Consider the following 18187-nt stretch of genomic DNA (forward strand, 5'->3'; position numbering starts at 1 on the left):
TATTTTATAAAAAAATCAATTATAATAACGCTGTCAAATTTGACATTGGAGGAGAGAAGAAAAAATGAAAAAGGCATCAGATATTTTATGCGCATTATCTGTTATAGTAGCAGCATTTTTAGGTATTTGCTGTTTTAGTGGTTTTTTTGGTTTGATAGAAAGTGATGTTTTTAGAGGAGTTGTGATTATTATAAGCGTACTAATAGGAGTATGTATTAGAGCCGCTATAGAAGATGAACATCCCATTGCAGCTGGAGTAATCACTTTATTATTTATTAGTACTGGTGGATTTGGTTTAATATCTGCTATTTTGCTATTTGTTTATGGAGGACAGCAGAATTCAGGCGTTACTCCTGCAGCTTCTCAAACAGAATCAAAAGCACAATTTAATCAAAATAGAGAAGTTAGCATCCGCGCATTTTTTGAAAGATATGAAGCAATAATGAGAGAGAATAAAGACAACTATTTATCTAGCGAAGAATACAGGAAGCAAATCAATATTCTTACTGAAGAGATGAAGGAATTTAATAGAGTTCTTGCAAATCAGCTTCGTTCCATTGAAAATAGACTTAATAGAGGCGTATTATCTTTAGATGAAGCTAATAAGGAAGCAGCCCCAATTAAAGCACAATTATCTCGGGTTAATCAATTATTAGCTATGGTTCATGGAAGTGAAGAGTATATGGTACCAGCTGAGTATATGGAAAAGGCAAATGCACAAGCTGAAGCCCTTGAAGAAGGCATTAAGGAAGAAATAGCTAGACTTGAATCAAAACTAGCATTAGATGAAAAAAAGAAGGCTCATTTTGAATCTTATAAAAAGTATTATGAGCAGGGTATTTATTCTGATGAGGAATATTTATCAAAATTAAGACAATTACGTTCTGATGAAAACATTAATGACGCTATTGAATCTTTAATAGAAAGATTACAAAAAAACGAAAAGAATAAAACGGATTTAGAGTTTTATAAGAATTGTTATGAACGTGGTATGTATACTTCAGAAGAATACTATCAGAAATTGAAAGAATTATTATAACCAAAAGTAAAAAAAGAGAAGCAAATTTAGCTTCTCTTTTTCATATATACTTCATATGCAAGTATGCTTGCTGCAACACCAACATTTAATGAATTTTGATTTCCTTCCATCGGAATAAATACTTTTTTAGATTCATGATTGTACCAATCTGGATTAATTCCAAAACGTTCATTTCCGACAACTATTGCAGTTTTATCTTTATAATCATAGGATTTATAATCTAATCCTAATTCTGGTTCACCTAAATATGGAGTAAATCCATATTTTTTTATGAACTCTAAAGCTTCTATATAGCTTAAAGAAAGAGTTGGAATTATTAAGCTACATCCTCTAGAGGATGATGTGATTTTTTCATTGTTTAATTTGGAAATGGAATCTACCAAAATAACACCCTCACATTTACAAGAATCTAATGTCCTATAAATGGTACCAATATTTCCTGGGATTTCTAGGTGATCTAGTATCATAATAAAATTAAAATCCTTAAAATCATCCATTTTGTATTCCTTCAATTTTATTGCAGCAATAATTCCTGCATGATTATCCTTTAAGGATAATGAAGAATAAGAAGCACTAGATATTTCATAAACCTCATTAGAGGCTAAAATAAGGGCATCTAATAGCTTTTTAGTTTCTTCTTTATAATTTTCCTCATAGCTATATAATAATAGCTCTATTTTTAGATTATATTCTAATGCCAAGGATAATACCTGTAAGTCATCTGAAACAGTAATATCCTTAAAGTGATTTGTTTTAATATAATCCTTCATTTGTTTAAATTTATCATGAGATTTTGATATTCTTTCCATTTTTAATCACCAAAAGTATTATATCATGGTTAATACTCATTTCAAATAAAGTATTTATAATACTTTTTAGTTCAGTTTTGTTTTCTTTATTCTATGAAAAAAAACATTGTTCCCATTGTCAAAAAGTATCAAGGTGTGTTATAATACTAGAAAATAAGTAGTGCGTCTATTATATAATACTTGGAGGTTTCCAAAATGAGAAAAAATTATGTAACATTAGTTTATTTGCCTCAGGATGAGGAAAACGCAAACTATCTTGCTGAAATCCTTGAGGAAAAGCATGTAGAGGTTCATGCTTTTGAAAAAACTGAAGAAAGAGATCCGTTCCTAATGAAGGATATTAAGGATTCCTGCGGTTTAATCATTCTTCATATCTCTGATGATTTTGATTATGATTATTACATGCGTGAATTCAATACAGCTGGAAAGAGATGTCAGATTATTTGTTGTTATGCAACAAAGGCTGTATATCAGAATAAATATCGTTTAAATGAAATCCAGATTGTAGAAGGATATCCAATTGAAGCATTAGCTAATGATATTTGTGCAATTATCGTAGGTGGTTACAATAAGGTTCATGTAAACAGATTCAATCGTAAGAGAATCCGTCAGCAGTCCTTTGTGTTATTCTCTCAGGAGCACTATGTATGGGCATTATGCTTATTACTAAAGGTATTTAAGATTCATGATCTTGAAGTAAAGGAAAGAATTGCCGATGCCTATGCATCTATCTTAGATTCAGATAAGGCAATTAACTATTATTCTATTTGTTTACCACTAGAAGGAAACAATGTACCAGGTGCAACAGACGAAGATTCCCAGGGTATCATTTGTAACAACTTGGGTTACTTATATACTCAGACTAAGAACCTTGAATTTGCTGAAAAGTACTTAAAGATGGCAATCAACTTCAAGAACCCAGATGCATTATATAACTTAGGTTATCTATATGAATCTTCTTGGGCATTTGATTCTAAGCTAAGAAGAACAAAGGAAGGTTATGACTTATACTGTAAGGTATTAAGTGAATCCTATACATCTGAAGCTTCTAAGGAAAGAGCAAGACAGAAGCTTAAGACTGCTGCAGATAGATTATTAAAGAGAAAGAACTATGCTGCTGCATTACAGTATTATAAGGCAATCGGTGAAGGTGCTAAGGCTGCTGAATGTATCCGTAACATCAAGAGAATCCGTCAGCTTTATGAAGAAAGAAAGAAAAGACAGTCTAAGGCTGCTTAATAAAATTAAAAGGGGATCCAAAGGATTCCCTTATTTGTTGTTTTAATATAAAAAAAAGAGTATAATACACAAATGTAGAAAAGAGGTAAGAGGAATGTTAAAAATAGACATTATTTCCGGATTCTTAGGTGCCGGTAAAACAACTTTTATTGAAAGATTATTAAAGACAAATTTAAAGAATGAAAAGGTCGTATTAATTGAGAATGAATATGGAGAGGTATCTGTAGATACAGATATCCTAAAGGATACAAAGATTGAGATTCGTGAGCTTTCTCAAGGATGTATTTGTTGTTCTTTAGTTGGTGATTTTTCTAAATCATTAAAAACTATTATTGATACATATAATCCAGATCGTATTTTAATTGAACCATCTGGTGTAGGTAAATTATCTGATATTATTAAGGCTGTTGCAGAAACTGGCTTACAGGAGAATGTTAATTCTTTAGTATGCTTAGTTGATGCAAAGAAGGCTAAGATGTATGAGAGAAACTTTGGTGAATTCTTTGTCGACCAGATTGAGTCTGCACATACAGTTATTTTATCTCGTACAGATGTTGCAAAGGATGAGGTAATTGAAACTGCAGTTGAAATCGTTCGTAAGCATAATGAAAAAGCAGTAATTGTTACAACTCCAATTAATAATTTATCTGATGAGGATTTAATTAAGGCTTATGAGGGTGTTCATGAGGATTTATTTGAAGGTATTGATTTAGATCACCTACATGAGAATGGAGAGGAATGTGATGACCCTAATTGTTGTTGCCATCACCACCATCACCATGACCATGAGGAAGACGAGCATGAACATCATCATCACCATGAGGAAGAAGAGCATGAGCATCACCATCACCACGACCACGATGATGACGATGACGACGATGATGAATGCTGTTGTCACCACCATGATGAAGAGCATCATCACCACGATCACCACGAAGAGGAAGAATGCAGCTGTCACCACCATCATGATGATGAGGAATGTGATGATCCAAATTGCAGCTGTCATGACCATCACCATCACCACCATGCAGATGAGGTATTCCAGTCTTTAGGTATTGAAACTGTAAAGAAGTATGATATTACAGCATTAAAGGCATTACTTGATAAGATGGCAGAAGGTGAATATGGTATTATTGTTCGTTCTAAGGGAATTATTGAAGGAACAGATTCTAAATGGTATGTATTTAATTTAACACCAGAAGAGGTTACTATTGAACCATCTAAGGCTATTCCTATGGGTAAGATTGTTGTCATTGGTTCTAAGATTGATACAGAAGTTATTCGTAAATTATTTTAATTGTTGAGGTATATTAAATGGCTCGTAATAAAAAAGAGGTACCTGTATTCTTGTTAAATGGTTTCTTAGAAAGTGGTAAAACCACTTTAATTAAAGAAATCGTTGAGAATAATGAGAATTACCATAACAATTCTACAGTTATTATCTGTTGTGAACAGGGTGAGGTAGAATATGAAGAGGAATGGTGTAACAAGTACCAGATACATGTAGAATATGTAGATTCCTTAGAGGATTTTACAGTAGAATTTTTTGATGCATTAGATAAGAAATATACACCAGATAGATTTGTAATTGAATATAATTCATTCTTTGATTGGTCTATGCAGGAATTCCCAGAAAGAATGGTTATTTACCAGCAAATTACTTTAATTGATGCATCTAAGTTTCAGGTTATGTTCAATAACATGAAGCAAATCTTTTTAACAATGGTTAAGGATTCTTCCTTAGTTATTTTCAATCGAATTGAAAATGAAGGAAAGAATTTAGGACAATATAGAAGATTTATTCGTGGTATGACTCAACAAGCTCAAATTGCTTTTGAACAGCCAGATGGAAGACTTTCTGCTACATTAGATGAGGATTTACCTTATGATTTATCTAAGGATAACATTCCTTTTGAAGAGGATGTATATCCTACTTGGTATGTAGAAGTATTTGATAATTGGGAAAAGTATTTAAATAAAACATTTAAGTTTAAAACATTCGTTAGAGATGTAAATAAAAATACATTTGTTGTAGGGCGTCAGGTAATGACATGTTGTGCAAATGATATTCAGTTTTTAGGCTATGAGGTTATTAATGAAACAAAGGTTAAAGTAAAAACTGGAGATGTTATTTATTTAGAGTGCGAGGTAAAGCATGAATACTCTAAGCTTGCAGGCGAAGAGGTTGTAATGCTTCATGCTAAAGGAATTACAGAGCTTCCAAAAGAAGAAGAAAAGGTATTAAATATGAATTAGTTAGATTTCCGGGAAAAGAAAATGTTTCCCGGAGTCTTTTCATTTATACTCCTAAAGAGTATAATTGTACTGCATTAAGTAAAAGTTGGTGATGATATGAAAAGCTTTAAAACAAATAGTGCTTTAGAGACAATTGAAATTGGAAAGAAAATAGGTGCATTACTAAATAGTGGGGATGTATGCTTACTTGTTGGAGATTTATCTGCAGGAAAGACTACAATTACTAAGGGTATTGGTATGGCACTTGGTGTAAAGAAGGTAATTAATTCTCCAACCTTCACTATTGTAAAGGGATATAAGGGAGATAAATGCCCTCTTTATCATTTAGACTTATATCGACTAGATGGAGTTAATAATGATTTTGATCTAGAAGAATATATGGAAGGCGATGGCGTATGTGTTATTGAATGGCCATTCCAGGTTTCTGAAATTTTGCCTAAGGAATATCTAAAAATTAATCTTACTCGTACAGGAGAAGAATCTAGAACGATTGAGGTTTTAGGTATTGGAAGATATAAGGCTTTAGAGGAGGCACTATAATGTATTCATTAATTTTAGATTCATCTACGAAAATCCTTTATGTATGCTTAGTAAAGGATGAAAAAGTATTATATGAAAAATATGTCGAAGGAAATAAAGATCACGCGAAGAATATCGTTTATTTAATTGATGAGGCTTTAACAAATAATAAAATAGAATCAAAAGATTTAGATGAGATTATTTGTGGATATGGTCCTGGTTCTTATACAGGAGTTCGAATGGCTGTTAGTGTATGTAAGATGCTAGCTGTATTTATGAAAAAGCCATTATATACTATTTCTTCACTTAAGCTTATGGCATCAGGTGCTAAGGGAAAGGTATTATCCTATATTGATGCTAGAAGAGGAAATGTATTTGGTACAATTATTGATACAACAAGTGATACTTATATAGTAAATGAAGCACATACTGAGCTTACAAATTTAAAGAATAATTCTTATGATTTTGAAGTAAATGATAGTAGCTATAAGGTAGATCCTTTATATGTTATAAAGCATAAGAAATTAGTTTCTGAACCACATCTTTTAGTTCCAAATTATTTAAGAGAAACAGAAGCGGAGAGAAACTTAAATGATAAGGCTATATAATAAAAAGGATATTCCTTCTATTGTTTCTTTAGAAGAAGAAACCTTAGGTACATCCTTAGGATATGAAATGCTTTTGGATAATTTATCAAATCGCTTTAGTCATTTCTATGTTTATGAGGAGAACAAGGATATCTTAGGTTATATTTCTATTTCTTTTGATGGAAGTCAAGGAGAAATATTAAATTTTTGTGTAAAAAAGGATTATCAGCATAAAGGTATTGGAACAAAGCTTTTAGCCTATGCAATAAATATGCTTCATTCTAAAGGGGCAATGTCCTTTATTCTTGAGGTTAGAGAATCCAATATAAATGCAATTAACCTTTATTTAAAATTTGGTTTTAAAAAGATATCTATCAGAAAAAATTATTATTCTAATTCTGAAAATGCATTAGTTTTACTAAAGGAAATGGTTTCTTATTTAGATTTAGAAGATGCATATATTACTTCATTTTGTAAAAAAATAGTGCATGAGGATTATATTGAATATACATGCCCTGAGGTCAGTGGTAAATATTTTTATAATTATTATGAATGTCCTAATGATGATAAGATAATGGAAAAGCTATATCATAGGGAGGGCTTTGTTCAATTTGATTTATTGCATCCCTATACTGGTAAGCTAAAGTTTAGTGATTATGAATCTGAAATCGAATTACATTCCTCTATTTATGGAATTCGTATATTAAGAAATACTTCATATAAAGTGAAAAGAATTGAAGAATCTGATAGGGAATGGTTTATAAATTATTTATATAATGATTCTAAGGAATATGGGGAAAAGTATGCGAAGGATAATGCCTTAAAGCATGCAAGTGTTGCCTTAGATTTAAAGAAAACCAATTGGTATTTTGTATTTGATGATAAAAAACCTGTAGGCTTTATATGCTCATTCATTTATAAGGATGCATGTAAGCTTGAGGATTTTGTTATATTAGATGAGTATCAGCATAAAGGATATGGTTCAGCATTATTTTCTTATGTACTTAATGAATTAAAGGAAAAAGGAATTCATGATATATATCTTACTGCTGATTTAGAGGATACACCTAAGGTAATGTATGAAAGAATGGGATTTACTCTAGTTGGAAAGAGATATCAGGTTAGAGAGGTTTTTGAATAATGGAAAAAACCAACGCAATGCGTATTTTAGATCAAAAGAAAATCAAATATAATGTGAATGAATATCCTCATGAGGAAGGTGTTGCAGTAGATGGGCTAGAGGTTGCAAATTTATTAAATCTAGATCCTAAAAAAGTATTTAAAACATTAGTTACTGTAGACAATACAAAGCATTACCATGTAATGGTTGTGCCTGTAGATCAAGAACTAGATTTAAAAAAATGTGCGCGTGCTAGTAATGTAAAATCCTTAGAGATGATTCAAGTAAAGGAATTACTTCCTCTAACTGGATATGTAAGAGGAGGCTGTTCTCCTATTGGTATGAAAAAGGTATTCCCAACCCTAGTAGATATTACTGCAAAGGGTATGGATAGTATATTATTTTCTGGTGGAAAAATTGGACTTCAAATTGAAATGAACCCAGAAGATTTAAAAAAGGTCATCCGTATGGAATATGCGGATTTAAAGAAGGAGGCATAAATTATGCTTGTACTTGGAGTTGAATCCAGCTGTGATGAAACATCTGTTGCGGTTGTAAAAGATGGCAAAGAGGTTTTATCTTGCTTTACAAATACTCAAATTAAAATTCATGAAAAGTTTGGTGGAGTTGTACCAGAGGTTGCATCTCGTCACCATGTATATCAGGTTTCTATGGTTTTTGAGGAAGCCTTAAAGGCTGCAGGAGTAACACCAGAAGAGATTGATTTAGTTGCAGTAACTGAAGGACCAGGATTGATTGGCTCCCTACTTGTTGGTGTTAATGCGGCAAAGACTTTTTCTATGATGTATCATAAGCCACTTATTGGAGTTCATCATTTAGCTGGTCATATCTATGCAAATGCGATTGAGCATGAGATGAAATTCCCTTGTATTGCACTTTTAGTTTCTGGTGGTAATACAGAATTGATTTATATGAAAAAGCATTTTTCCTTTGAAATTTTAGGCCAAACATTGGATGATGCAGTAGGTGAGGCTTATGATAAGGTTGCAAGAGTAGTAGGCTTACCTTATCCTGGTGGACCTCATGTTGATAGACTTGCTCATGAAGGTAAGGATACATATCATTTACCTAGAGTATATTTAGAGGATGGCTCTTATAATTTTTCATTCTCTGGCTTAAAAAGTGCAGTAATCAATTTAGCACATAATGCAAACCAGCGTGGAGAAGAAATTAATGTAAATGATTTATGTGCATCCTTCCAAGACTCTGTAACTGAGGTTTTAGTTAGAAAAACCTTAGCGCTTGCTAAGGAAAAGGGTGTAGAAAACATTATCGTTGCTGGTGGTGTATCTGCAAATAAAGGCTTAAAGGAAAGATTTATGGCAGAAGCAAAGGGCTTTAATGTATGCATTCCATCCATAAAATATTGTACAGATAATGCCGCAATGATTGCTGCGGCAGGATACTATCAGTACCAGGAATATCCAGGACTTGCCGATTTAAGATTAAATGCTGACGCATCCTTAGAGCTTGAAGACAAATATCCATTAAAGGAGGAATAAAAATGGCACATATTGATATTAATCTAATTAGTAATGCTATGGGTAGAGCTGTTGATTTCACTTTAATATTGCCAACCAAAACATCTCCTACTCTTAATACAAATTATGATGCAAAGAATGATACTTATTATCAGGATAAAAAGAATAAGAAGTATCCTTTATTAATTCTTTTACATGGACTTTTAAATGATGAAAAGAATTGGTTTCGTTATGCTAAAGCGGAATTTTATGCAGAAGAGCATAATATCGCAATTTGTATGGTAAATGGAGAAAACAAGTTCTATATGAACTGGGATACTCCAACAACAAAGGATAATTTCTTTGATTTTATAGAATATGAATTAAAGGATTTCTTATATGGAACATTCCCTATATCTTCTAGAAGAGAAGATAATTTTATTGCAGGCTTATGTATGGGTGGATATGGTGCTTTATATCATGGATTAACAAATTCTAGAGCATATTCTGCAATAGGTGCATTTTCATCTCCATATGCTCAAATGAAGGAAATGGGCTTTGATTTTAAAAAGATTATTGGAAGAAAAACAGATATTCCATTTATTTATATTTCTTGTGGAGATAAAGATCCATTATTAAAAGAAAATAATGATATCCATAAGGATTTAGATGAAATGGAAATTACTCATCTATATAATATTGTTCCAAATTATGCCCATGAGTGGAGATTTTGGGATTCAGAACTTGAAAGATTCATTAAAGGATTAAAAAGAACAGATTCTTATAAAGATGAATCTCCAAGAAAGGTATAAAGAAAAGAGGAAGCAACTTAAATTGCTTCCTCTTTTGGCTCTTCTTTAAAGGTATTTCTATATGTACTTATTGATAATAAAACTAAGAATACTGGGAATAAGAAATATAAATAATAATAAAAGCTTGTTAAGGAATTATTAAATACTATTCCTAATACTACCTGAAGTGTAATAGCTAGGATAGATATTGCTATACCTAAAATAAGTCTTATCTTATTCTTTAAGAATATAGCTATTAATCCATAGCATAATCCTAATATAGTACTAGCAATTAACCAATAAGTCCCACCCTTAGTTAATTCAAACATAGAATAATTTATGCTTGTTTCTTCAGTGGCTTCTACAGTTGTAATAGAATACATAGGGTATGCAAAATATAAAATAATGCTTAATACGAAGAAGCTTATTGCAAGTATTGCATAGCCATTTAAGAAATTGGTGCAAGTAGCCAAGTTAATGCTGCATATAATGCGGCGATTATTGCCGATTCAGCAATGAACTTAATATTTATTTTTTTCATATTTTCTCCTTGTTTTTTATTTTGGAAGATGGTTATGCAAGGAACATCTTCCAATAGATTATAAGCAAAAAGAATCTAATTTCGAGAAGTGAAAAAATAAAAGTGATTTTTATGATAAAAATGAAACATTTACATAAGTAAATCGTTTGTAATGTATAGAGATTTTATCTTATTTGTAGTATAATGTATCTATAATTTTTTTTAGGGGTGAAAGTTATGGCTGAAATTAATAACTTTATTAAGACAATTATGCAGAATGACTTAGATTCAGGTAAGGTAGATGAGATTATTACTCGTTTCCCACCAGAGCCTAATGCGTATTTACATATTGGACATGCAAGAGCGATTATTACTAACTTTGAGCTTGCAAAGGCATTTAATGGAAAAACAAATTTAAGATTTGATGATACAAATCCAGCCAAAGAGGATAAGGAATTCGTAGAAGGTATTATTGAGGATTTAGCTTGGCTAGGATATAAGCCTGCAAATATTTTCTATGGTTCTGATTATTTTGAGGCTACATATGAAAAGGCAATCGATTTAATTAAAAGAGGATTAGCTTATGTAGATGACCTATCTCAAGAAGAGATTTCAAAATACCGTGGTACATTAAATGAACCTGGTAAGAATTCTCCATATAGAGATAGAAGTGTAGAAGAAAACCTAAAGCTTTTTGAAGAAATGAAGGAAGGCAAATATGGTGATGGTGAAAAGACATTAAGAGCTAAGATTGATATGGCAAGCCCAAATATCAATATGAGAGACCCTGTAATGTATAGAATTTTACATATTAATCATCATAGACAGGGAACAAAATGGTGCATTTTCCCAATGTATGATTTTGCTCACCCACTACAGGATTCCTTTGAAGGAATTACTCATTCCTTATGTTCACTAGAATATGATAATCATAGAGTATTATATGATTGGGTTGTAGATAATTGCGGAATTGAAAAGAAGCCACATCAGTATGAATTTGGTAGATTAAATATTACAAATACAATTATGTCAAAAAGATATCTTCGTGCCCTTGTTGATGCAGGAAAGGTATCAGGATATGATGATCCTCGTATGCCTACTTTATGTGGTTTAAGAAGAAGAGGATTCACTCCGGATGCAATTCGTAATTTCATTTTAGGTACTGGTTTATCTAGAGTAAATTCTACTGTTGAATCTGATCAGCTAGATGAAGAATTAAGAAATGATTTAAGATTAAAGGCATTAAGACCTAATGCAGTAATTAATCCAGTAAAGGTTATTATTGATAACTACCCAGAGGGAAAGGTTGAATGGCTAGATGCTCCAAACAACCCTGAAAATGAAGAGGCAGGAATGAGAAAGATTTCCTTCTCTCGTGAGGTTTATATTGAAAGAGATGACTTCATTGAAGAAAAGCCTAATAAGAAGTGGAAGAGACTAGCACTTGGTGTTGAGGTAAGATTAATGAAGGCTTACTTCATTACTGCAAATTCTGTAGAGAAGGATGAAAATGGTAATATTACAGTAATTCACGCAACTTATGATCCTGAAACTAAGAGCGGTGAATTTGATGGTAGAAAGCCTAATGGTAATATTCATTATGTAGATTCAGCAACTGCTATTCCTGCAGAATTCCGTTTATTTGAACCATTAATGCTAGATGAAACAGAAGAGAATAAGGATTTAGATTTCATGGAAAGATTAAATCCAGATTCTATGCATGTATTTGAAGGATTTGTTGAGGGCTCCTTAAAGGATACTAAGCCACTTGATCACTTCCAGTTTATCCGTAATGGATATTATTGTACAGATAAGGACTCTAAGGAAGATAAACTTGTATTTAACCGTACATGCGGATTAAAGAGTTCATTTAAGCTATAAAAAATGAATTAAGGACTGTTTTTACAGCCCTTAATTTTGCGTTTATAAATAAATTTTTTAGGAGGATTATTATGTTAAAAACAGTTAACCTTGGATTACAATATGGATCTAGAGTTCTATTTAAGGATGTTAATATTTCTTTTAATAAAGGAAACTGTTACGGAATTATTGGTGCGAATGGCGCTGGTAAATCTACATTCTTAAAGCTTTTAAGTGGAGATATTGAATCTACTACTGGAGAGGTTTTAATGGATAAGAATGAAAGAATGTCCATTTTAAAGCAGGACCAAAATGCATATAATGATGAAACAGCAATTCAAACCGTATTGATGGGTCATAAAAGATTAATTGAAATTCAAAAGGAAAAGGATGCCCTATATGCAAAAGAGGATTTCACCGATGAGGATGGAATTAGAGCCTCTGAGCTTGAAGGTGAATTTGCAGAGCTTGGTGGTTGGGAAGCTGAAAGTGATGCAGAAACATTACTTGCAGGCTTAGGTGTTGATTCTGAAAACTTCTATAAGCTTATGGGTGAATTAGATGCGAAAGTAAAAATTAAGGTTTTACTTGCACAAGCATTATTTGGTAACCCAGATATCCTACTTTTAGATGAGCCTACTAATAACTTAGATTATAAGTCTACGAGATGGCTAGAAAACTTCTTACTTAATTTTGAAAATACTGTATTAATTGTTTCTCATGACCGCCATTTCTTAAATAATGTTTGTACACATATTTGTGATGTTGACTTTGGTAAAATTAAGCTTTATGTTGGTAATTATGAATTCTGGTATGAATCAAGCCAATTAGCTTTACAGCAGGCTAAGGATTTAAATAAGAAGAACGAACAAAAAGCAAAGGAATTACAAGAATTCATTGCAAGATTCTCAGCTAATAAATCTAAAAGCCGTCAGGCAACATCTAGAAAGAAGCTTTTAGAAAAGATTACTCTAGATGATATTGAACCATCCTCAAGAAGATATCCATATATTGGATTTAAGCCTAATCGTGAGGTTGGTAATGATATTTTAATTGTTGAAAAATTAACTAAGCCTGGTGTATTTGAGAATTTAACATTCACAGTAAATAAGAATGATAAGATTGCATTCTTAGCTGAAAATACACATCAAATTCAAACATTATTTAATATCCTATCAGGAAAAGATACCAATTATACTGGTAAATTTAAATGGGGTATTACAACTACTGTTGGATACCTACCTCAGGATAATAAGGAATTCTTTGATAAGGATTTAAATATGATTGATTGGTTAAGACAATATTCTATTGAAGACCAAACAGAATCCTTCATTAGAGGATGGCTTGGAAGAATGCTATTTAGTGGAGAAGAAGCACTAAAGAAATGTAATGTATTAAGTGGTGGAGAAAAGGTTCGATGCATGATGGCAAAGCTTATGCTAGAATGCCCTAATGTATTAGTATTAGAAGATCCTACAAACCATTTAGATTTGGAATCAATTACTGCATTAAATGAGGGAATGCTAAATTACAAGGGTAATATTTTATTCTCCTCTCACGATGCAGAATTACTTGAAACTGTTGCGAATAGAATTATAGCCTTCAACAAGGATGGAAGCTATATCGATAGAGTAACAACATATGAAGAATTCTTAGAAAAACAGGAGTAAATTATGGACTTACTTGCAAATCTTAACCCTGCCCAAAGGCTAGCAGTTACCTCAACAGAAGGCCCTGTAATGGTAATGGCTGGTGCAGGCAGTGGTAAAACTAAGGTATTAACGACTAGAATTTCATATATTATTAAAGAATTAGGAATTATACCTTCTAAGATTCTTGCAGTAACATTTACAAATAAAGCTGCTAAAGAAATGAAGGATAGAATTTCTAGTATGCTTGATATTAATACAAGTTTTATGTGGGTATCTACCTTCCATTCTTTTTGTGCAAGAGTATTAAGAATGGAAATAGAGGCAATGCCTCCATATACTAAGCGATTTGTCATTATTGATGAAGAGGATTCCTTAAAGCTTGTAAAGGATATTCTTAAGGAATGTGAATTAGAATATAAACCAAAAGAAATTAAACATTTAATTTCTAAAAATAAGAACTTCAAAAATTTTAGTATTAAAGATCCTAGATTACTTGATGTATTCTTACTTGTTAATAAGAAATATGAGGATAGATGTAAAGAAGAAAATTTACTTGATTTTGATGATTTAATCATTAAAACAATTGAATTATTCGAAAAGAATCCAAAGATATTAGAATATTATCAAAATCAATTTGAATACATATTAGTAGATGAGTTCCAAGATACTAATGCCTTACAATATGATTTAATGGCTATGCTTGCGAAAAAGCATAAAAATCTATTTGTTGTAGGTGATGATTTCCAGTCCATTTATTCCTTTAGAGGAGCTAAAATTGAAAATATCAATAAATTCCAAGAGGATTATAAGGATTATAAGCTTATCCTGCTTGAAGAAAATTATAGATCTACAACACAAATCTTGAATCTGGCAAATAATATAATTATTAAAAATCCAAACCAAATTAAAAAGGTTATGTTTTCTAATAAAAAGGAAGGTCCACTTCCAAAATATTACCGTGCGATGAGCTCTTATGATGAAACAGTATTTGTAATAAATAAAATATTAGAAGGCATAAGGAAGGGTAAGGATTATAAGGATTTTGCGATAATGTATCGTGCAAACTCCATCTCAAGAAGCTTTGAAGATCAACTAGTAAAGAATAAAATCCCATATACTATTTATGGAGGCTTATCCTTCTTTGCAAGAGCAGAAATCAAGGATATGACTGCATATTTAAGATTATTAGTTCATAAGGATGATGATTACTCCTTTAAAAGAGTTATTAATATGCCTAAAAGAAAAATAGGCGCTAAAATATTAGATTCCTTAAATATGATTGCAAGCGAAAAGGGACTACCTTTATATGATGCGATTGAATATTATACAGGTAGTGGTATTGGAGCTTCTAATTTAAAGGAATTTAAAAAGGTATTAGATGATATAAGAGAAAAAATGGAGGATTTACCACTTCCGTTAATATTAAAAGAGCTTGTGGATAAAACAGGCTATGAAGAAGAAATAAAAAAAGATGAGGATACCTATTTAGACCGTATGGATAATATTAAAGAATTCTCTTCTGTTTTAAAAGAAACGGAAGAAGAATATGAAGGTATAACTCACTTTGAAATGCTAGAAAATTTATTATTTGATTTATCCTTAAGAAGTGAGCATGATGATTCTAAATCTGATGAATCTGTTCGTCTTACTACCTTCCATCAGGCAAAGGGATTAGAGTTTGATACTGTATTTATGGTAGCAATGGAAGAGTCAATTTTCCCAGGCTTAAATGTAGAATCTAATCAAGATATGGAAGAAGAAAGAAGAATTTGCTATGTTGGTATAACAAGAGCTAAAAATGAATTATACTTAACTAATGCAGAAAATAGAATGAGATTTGGTACTACAGAATATATGGTTCCTTCTCGTTTTATTGGAGAAATGGATAAGGAATTATACCAAAATGTATCTAGAGGAGCTAAAACTAAATCTCCAGTTAATCAAGGATATTCTATAGCTAAAGCAAAATTTACTGTGAAAAAGGAAGAGCCTAAGGAAGCACCAAGTGTTTCTTACTCCATTGGGGATAAAATTAATCATAAAGCATTTGGAGATGGATTGGTTGTTGCAGTTTCTGGCACTACAATTACAGTAGCCTTTAAAGCACCATTTGGTGTAAAACAATTAAATGGTAATCATCCATCTATAAGAAAAATATAAGAACGAAAAGATATGGAAAACCCATATCTTTTTTCAATACATTTTCATTCTTTTTGTTCCTTAAAAATATTATATTTCGTGATATAACCGGAGTTTGCCTAAATATTAGATATTGAAATAAAAAATAGCACGTAATAGGGCCGTCATTTGCTCATACGTGCTATTTTTAGTCTTTATTTTATGTACTACATTTATGTACTACTATGACAATTTAATATTGCTTTTAAGTGTTCTAAAGTCTATAGGTTTATATAGTTTTTTAGGTAATTCGATTTCAAATGAATCAAGTATCAATTTCAAATCAGAGTCATCAATATCATTAAATCTATAATAATCATCAGCTAGTTTTTCAACCTTCCACTTGTTTAATGCACTTTGGATTCTATCTGCTGATAATGTCTTTTGAAATTTTAATGTTATTTTTCTTTGTATTAATCTTAGAAGGATAAGAGATATTGTACACATTGTTAAATGAGCTATTATATGTTCATCTGTTCTTACGAATATAGGTCTTGTATCTAATGTAGATTTCATTACTCTAAATTGATCTTCGATTTCAACCAAATTATGATATGTATCAATTATTTCCCTTTCGTCCATATATGTTTCAGAAGTAATGATTGAATACCATCCTAATAAAGAAAGATCCTCATTAACTTTATCAATATCAATTAATGCCTTTAGTTTATCAGAATCAATTATTTCTCCTGTTTCATCATTTAAGACTTGTTTCTTTAAATACTTTTTAATTTTATTATTATTTAATCTGTTTGATGGAAATGATTCAGGAGATTCAATGATTTGTCTTAAAGTATCATAAAAGCTTTTTTGCTCCTCATATTCTCTATTATAAAATTTCTTGGACCAGTAACTTACCATCTTTTCGCTTGATTTAAGTTCAGTGCCATCATCTAATTTATATACTTTCTCATATGTTTTAGATTTAATCTTAAAATCTTCTCCATTATAAACATAATCTTTATCACTTGTTATCCATTTTTTATCGGCCTTAGTAGTGCCTCTAACGCTTTTACTAACTAAATATCCATTTCCGTTTATTACAGAAAATCTAGGATTTCCGCCTTTACCAATTCCTTTATCACTCACAAATATATATCTGTTTTTCTTATCTTTTAAATAATCAACAGAATTATTAAATGAGTCTTGCATAGTTAGATGATCTAATGTATTTCCTTGAAACGCTTCGATAGAAATAGGTATACCTTGCTCATCCATTAATAAACCCATCTGAACTATTGGGAGTTTTTGATTCTCTTTTGATACACCTGGTGTTGCTATAGAGTGATATATTTTATTTCCTTCATCATCAAATTCATATCCAGTATCATCACTATATAAGAAGAAGTTAGTAACATCATAATATATTACATTTGTTGTTCTTTTTGCTTTTTTTCTTAATACTTGATCAATACGATTGAAAAAGGCGTTTTTATGCTTATACATGAAATCTAATGTATCAAAAACATTATATTTATATGAATCTTCATCAATTATTTCATTATAATAATCTTTATTTTGATTTACTGTTGCTATTTTAGATTGAGGATTTAATAATCTTCCGTATATTAATAACTTAGAAAATCCTAAAACATCATAATTTATTTTGTCATATTTTTTATATGACCCGATATATGATGTTAATCCTATTTCATCCATTAATTTATCAAAAAGGAGATTAGCGAATAATTTTGGGTGTCCTATACATTCATCAGTTCCTTCGTGTATTTGAAAATTATATATTTCTTTATTAACTTCTTTTGAAACGTAAGGCTCAAGCTCTTTTATAATTGGTGTTCCAGCCTTAAAAGAAGCTTTTAGTCTTTCTATGAAATTTGGCTTGCCATCATCAAATTTTGATAGAGGACCTATGTTAATAGTTTTCTTTCTTACCTTATATTTGTTCTCCTCTTTAGAAAATTCACGATAAGACCTTGCTACTCTAATATATTTAGTATTGTTATTATCCATAATTTCAAGATGCACAATATCACCCCTTAACACTGTACTTATGTACTACATAAATAATAACACATTTTGAGTGATTAGTCAATAAAAAAACAGTAACTTATATATAAATATATAAATCACTGTCGAAAATTTATATTATAGATAGATATTGGAGGCAAACTCGGG

16 protein-coding genes are annotated in these 18187 nt (G+C 31.0%); 13 read left to right on the top strand and 3 right to left on the bottom strand.

What is annotated here, in order from left to right; translation table 11 throughout:
* The first annotated feature begins 64 nt into the window (after nucleotides 1-64).
* Nucleotides 65-1039 (top strand): hypothetical protein, encoded by a 975-nt coding sequence (locus tag EI71_RS02635; RefSeq protein ID WP_119015701.1) that lies wholly within the window; start codon nucleotides 65-67, stop codon nucleotides 1037-1039.
* Between the two features lie 26 nt (nucleotides 1040-1065).
* On the opposite strand, the gene EI71_RS02640 is transcribed toward EI71_RS02635, so the two are convergent.
* Nucleotides 1066-1848 carry a TrmH family RNA methyltransferase gene (locus tag EI71_RS02640; RefSeq protein ID WP_119015702.1) on the bottom strand — a complete coding sequence of 261 codons (783 nt, stop codon included), beginning with the start codon at nucleotides 1846-1848 and terminating at the stop codon, nucleotides 1066-1068.
* Nucleotides 1849-2043: 195 nt separating this feature from the next.
* Here EI71_RS02640 and EI71_RS02645 point away from each other — a divergent pair, with 195 nt between their 5' ends.
* The 9 genes from EI71_RS02645 to EI71_RS02685 all read left to right on the top strand — a co-directional run bounded on the left by EI71_RS02645 (nucleotide 2044) and on the right by EI71_RS02685 (nucleotide 9862).
* Nucleotides 2044-3087, top strand: a complete 1044-nt coding sequence (locus EI71_RS02645; RefSeq protein WP_119015703.1) for a GSCFA domain-containing protein — start codon at nucleotides 2044-2046, stop codon at nucleotides 3085-3087.
* Between the two features lie 94 nt (nucleotides 3088-3181).
* On the top strand, nucleotides 3182-4384 hold the full coding sequence (locus EI71_RS02650; RefSeq protein WP_119015704.1) for a CobW family GTP-binding protein: 1203 nt from the start codon (nucleotides 3182-3184) through the stop codon (nucleotides 4382-4384).
* Nucleotides 4385-4401: 17 nt separating this feature from the next.
* A complete protein-coding gene (locus EI71_RS02655; protein ID WP_119015705.1) occupies nucleotides 4402-5343 on the top strand; it encodes a TIGR03943 family putative permease subunit in 942 nt (313 codons plus the stop codon).
* A 96-nt stretch (nucleotides 5344-5439) separates the two neighbouring features.
* A complete protein-coding gene (gene tsaE / locus EI71_RS02660; RefSeq protein ID WP_119015706.1) occupies nucleotides 5440-5883 on the top strand; it encodes a tRNA (adenosine(37)-N6)-threonylcarbamoyltransferase complex ATPase subunit type 1 TsaE in 444 nt (147 codons plus the stop codon).
* A complete protein-coding gene (gene tsaB / locus EI71_RS02665) occupies nucleotides 5883-6470 on the top strand; it encodes a tRNA (adenosine(37)-N6)-threonylcarbamoyltransferase complex dimerization subunit type 1 TsaB (protein WP_119015707.1) in 588 nt (195 codons plus the stop codon). The genes tsaE and tsaB overlap by 1 nt, the downstream gene beginning before the upstream one ends.
* A complete protein-coding gene (rimI, locus tag EI71_RS02670) occupies nucleotides 6454-7590 on the top strand; it encodes a ribosomal protein S18-alanine N-acetyltransferase (RefSeq protein WP_119015708.1) in 1137 nt (378 codons plus the stop codon). Before tsaB ends, rimI begins: the two co-directional genes overlap by 17 nt.
* Nucleotides 7590-8069, top strand: a complete 480-nt coding sequence (ybaK, locus tag EI71_RS02675) for a Cys-tRNA(Pro) deacylase (RefSeq protein ID WP_119015709.1) — start codon at nucleotides 7590-7592, stop codon at nucleotides 8067-8069. The genes rimI and ybaK overlap by 1 nt, the downstream gene beginning before the upstream one ends.
* A gap of 3 nt (nucleotides 8070-8072) precedes the next feature.
* A complete protein-coding gene (tsaD, locus tag EI71_RS02680) occupies nucleotides 8073-9092 on the top strand; it encodes a tRNA (adenosine(37)-N6)-threonylcarbamoyltransferase complex transferase subunit TsaD (RefSeq protein ID WP_119015710.1) in 1020 nt (339 codons plus the stop codon).
* Between the two features lie 2 nt (nucleotides 9093-9094).
* Nucleotides 9095-9862, top strand: coding sequence for an alpha/beta hydrolase (locus tag EI71_RS02685; RefSeq protein WP_119015711.1), 768 nt, complete (start codon nucleotides 9095-9097; stop codon nucleotides 9860-9862).
* A 17-nt stretch (nucleotides 9863-9879) separates the two neighbouring features.
* On the opposite strand, the gene EI71_RS02690 is transcribed toward EI71_RS02685, so the two are convergent.
* On the bottom strand, nucleotides 9880-10314 hold the full coding sequence (locus tag EI71_RS02690; RefSeq protein ID WP_119015712.1) for a hypothetical protein: 435 nt from the start codon (nucleotides 10312-10314) through the stop codon (nucleotides 9880-9882).
* A gap of 284 nt (nucleotides 10315-10598) precedes the next feature.
* Between EI71_RS02690 and EI71_RS02700 the strand changes: the two genes are divergently transcribed.
* The 3 genes from EI71_RS02700 (at nucleotide 10599) to EI71_RS02710 (ending at nucleotide 16033) form a co-directional block, all read left to right on the top strand.
* Complete coding sequence (locus tag EI71_RS02700) at nucleotides 10599-12242, top strand: glutamine--tRNA ligase/YqeY domain fusion protein (RefSeq protein WP_119015713.1); 1644 nt, start codon at nucleotides 10599-10601, stop codon at nucleotides 12240-12242.
* A gap of 71 nt (nucleotides 12243-12313) precedes the next feature.
* Complete coding sequence (locus tag EI71_RS02705) at nucleotides 12314-13891, top strand: ABC-F family ATP-binding cassette domain-containing protein (RefSeq protein ID WP_119015714.1); 1578 nt, start codon at nucleotides 12314-12316, stop codon at nucleotides 13889-13891.
* 3 nt (nucleotides 13892-13894) lie between these two features.
* Nucleotides 13895-16033: an ATP-dependent helicase gene (locus EI71_RS02710; RefSeq protein ID WP_119015715.1), complete on the top strand. Its 2139-nt coding sequence runs from the start codon at nucleotides 13895-13897 to the stop codon at nucleotides 16031-16033.
* A gap of 201 nt (nucleotides 16034-16234) precedes the next feature.
* Here the strand turns inward: EI71_RS02710 and EI71_RS02715 are convergent, their stop codons facing one another.
* On the bottom strand, nucleotides 16235-18022 hold the full coding sequence (locus EI71_RS02715; protein WP_211321013.1) for an IS1634 family transposase: 1788 nt from the start codon (nucleotides 18020-18022) through the stop codon (nucleotides 16235-16237).
* Nucleotides 18023-18187: the final 165 nt, after the last annotated feature.

It is taken from the genome of Anaeroplasma bactoclasticum, from assembly GCF_003550015.1.
In the GTDB taxonomy this organism is placed as follows: domain Bacteria; phylum Bacillota_I; class Bacilli_A; order Acholeplasmatales; family Anaeroplasmataceae; genus Anaeroplasma; species Anaeroplasma bactoclasticum.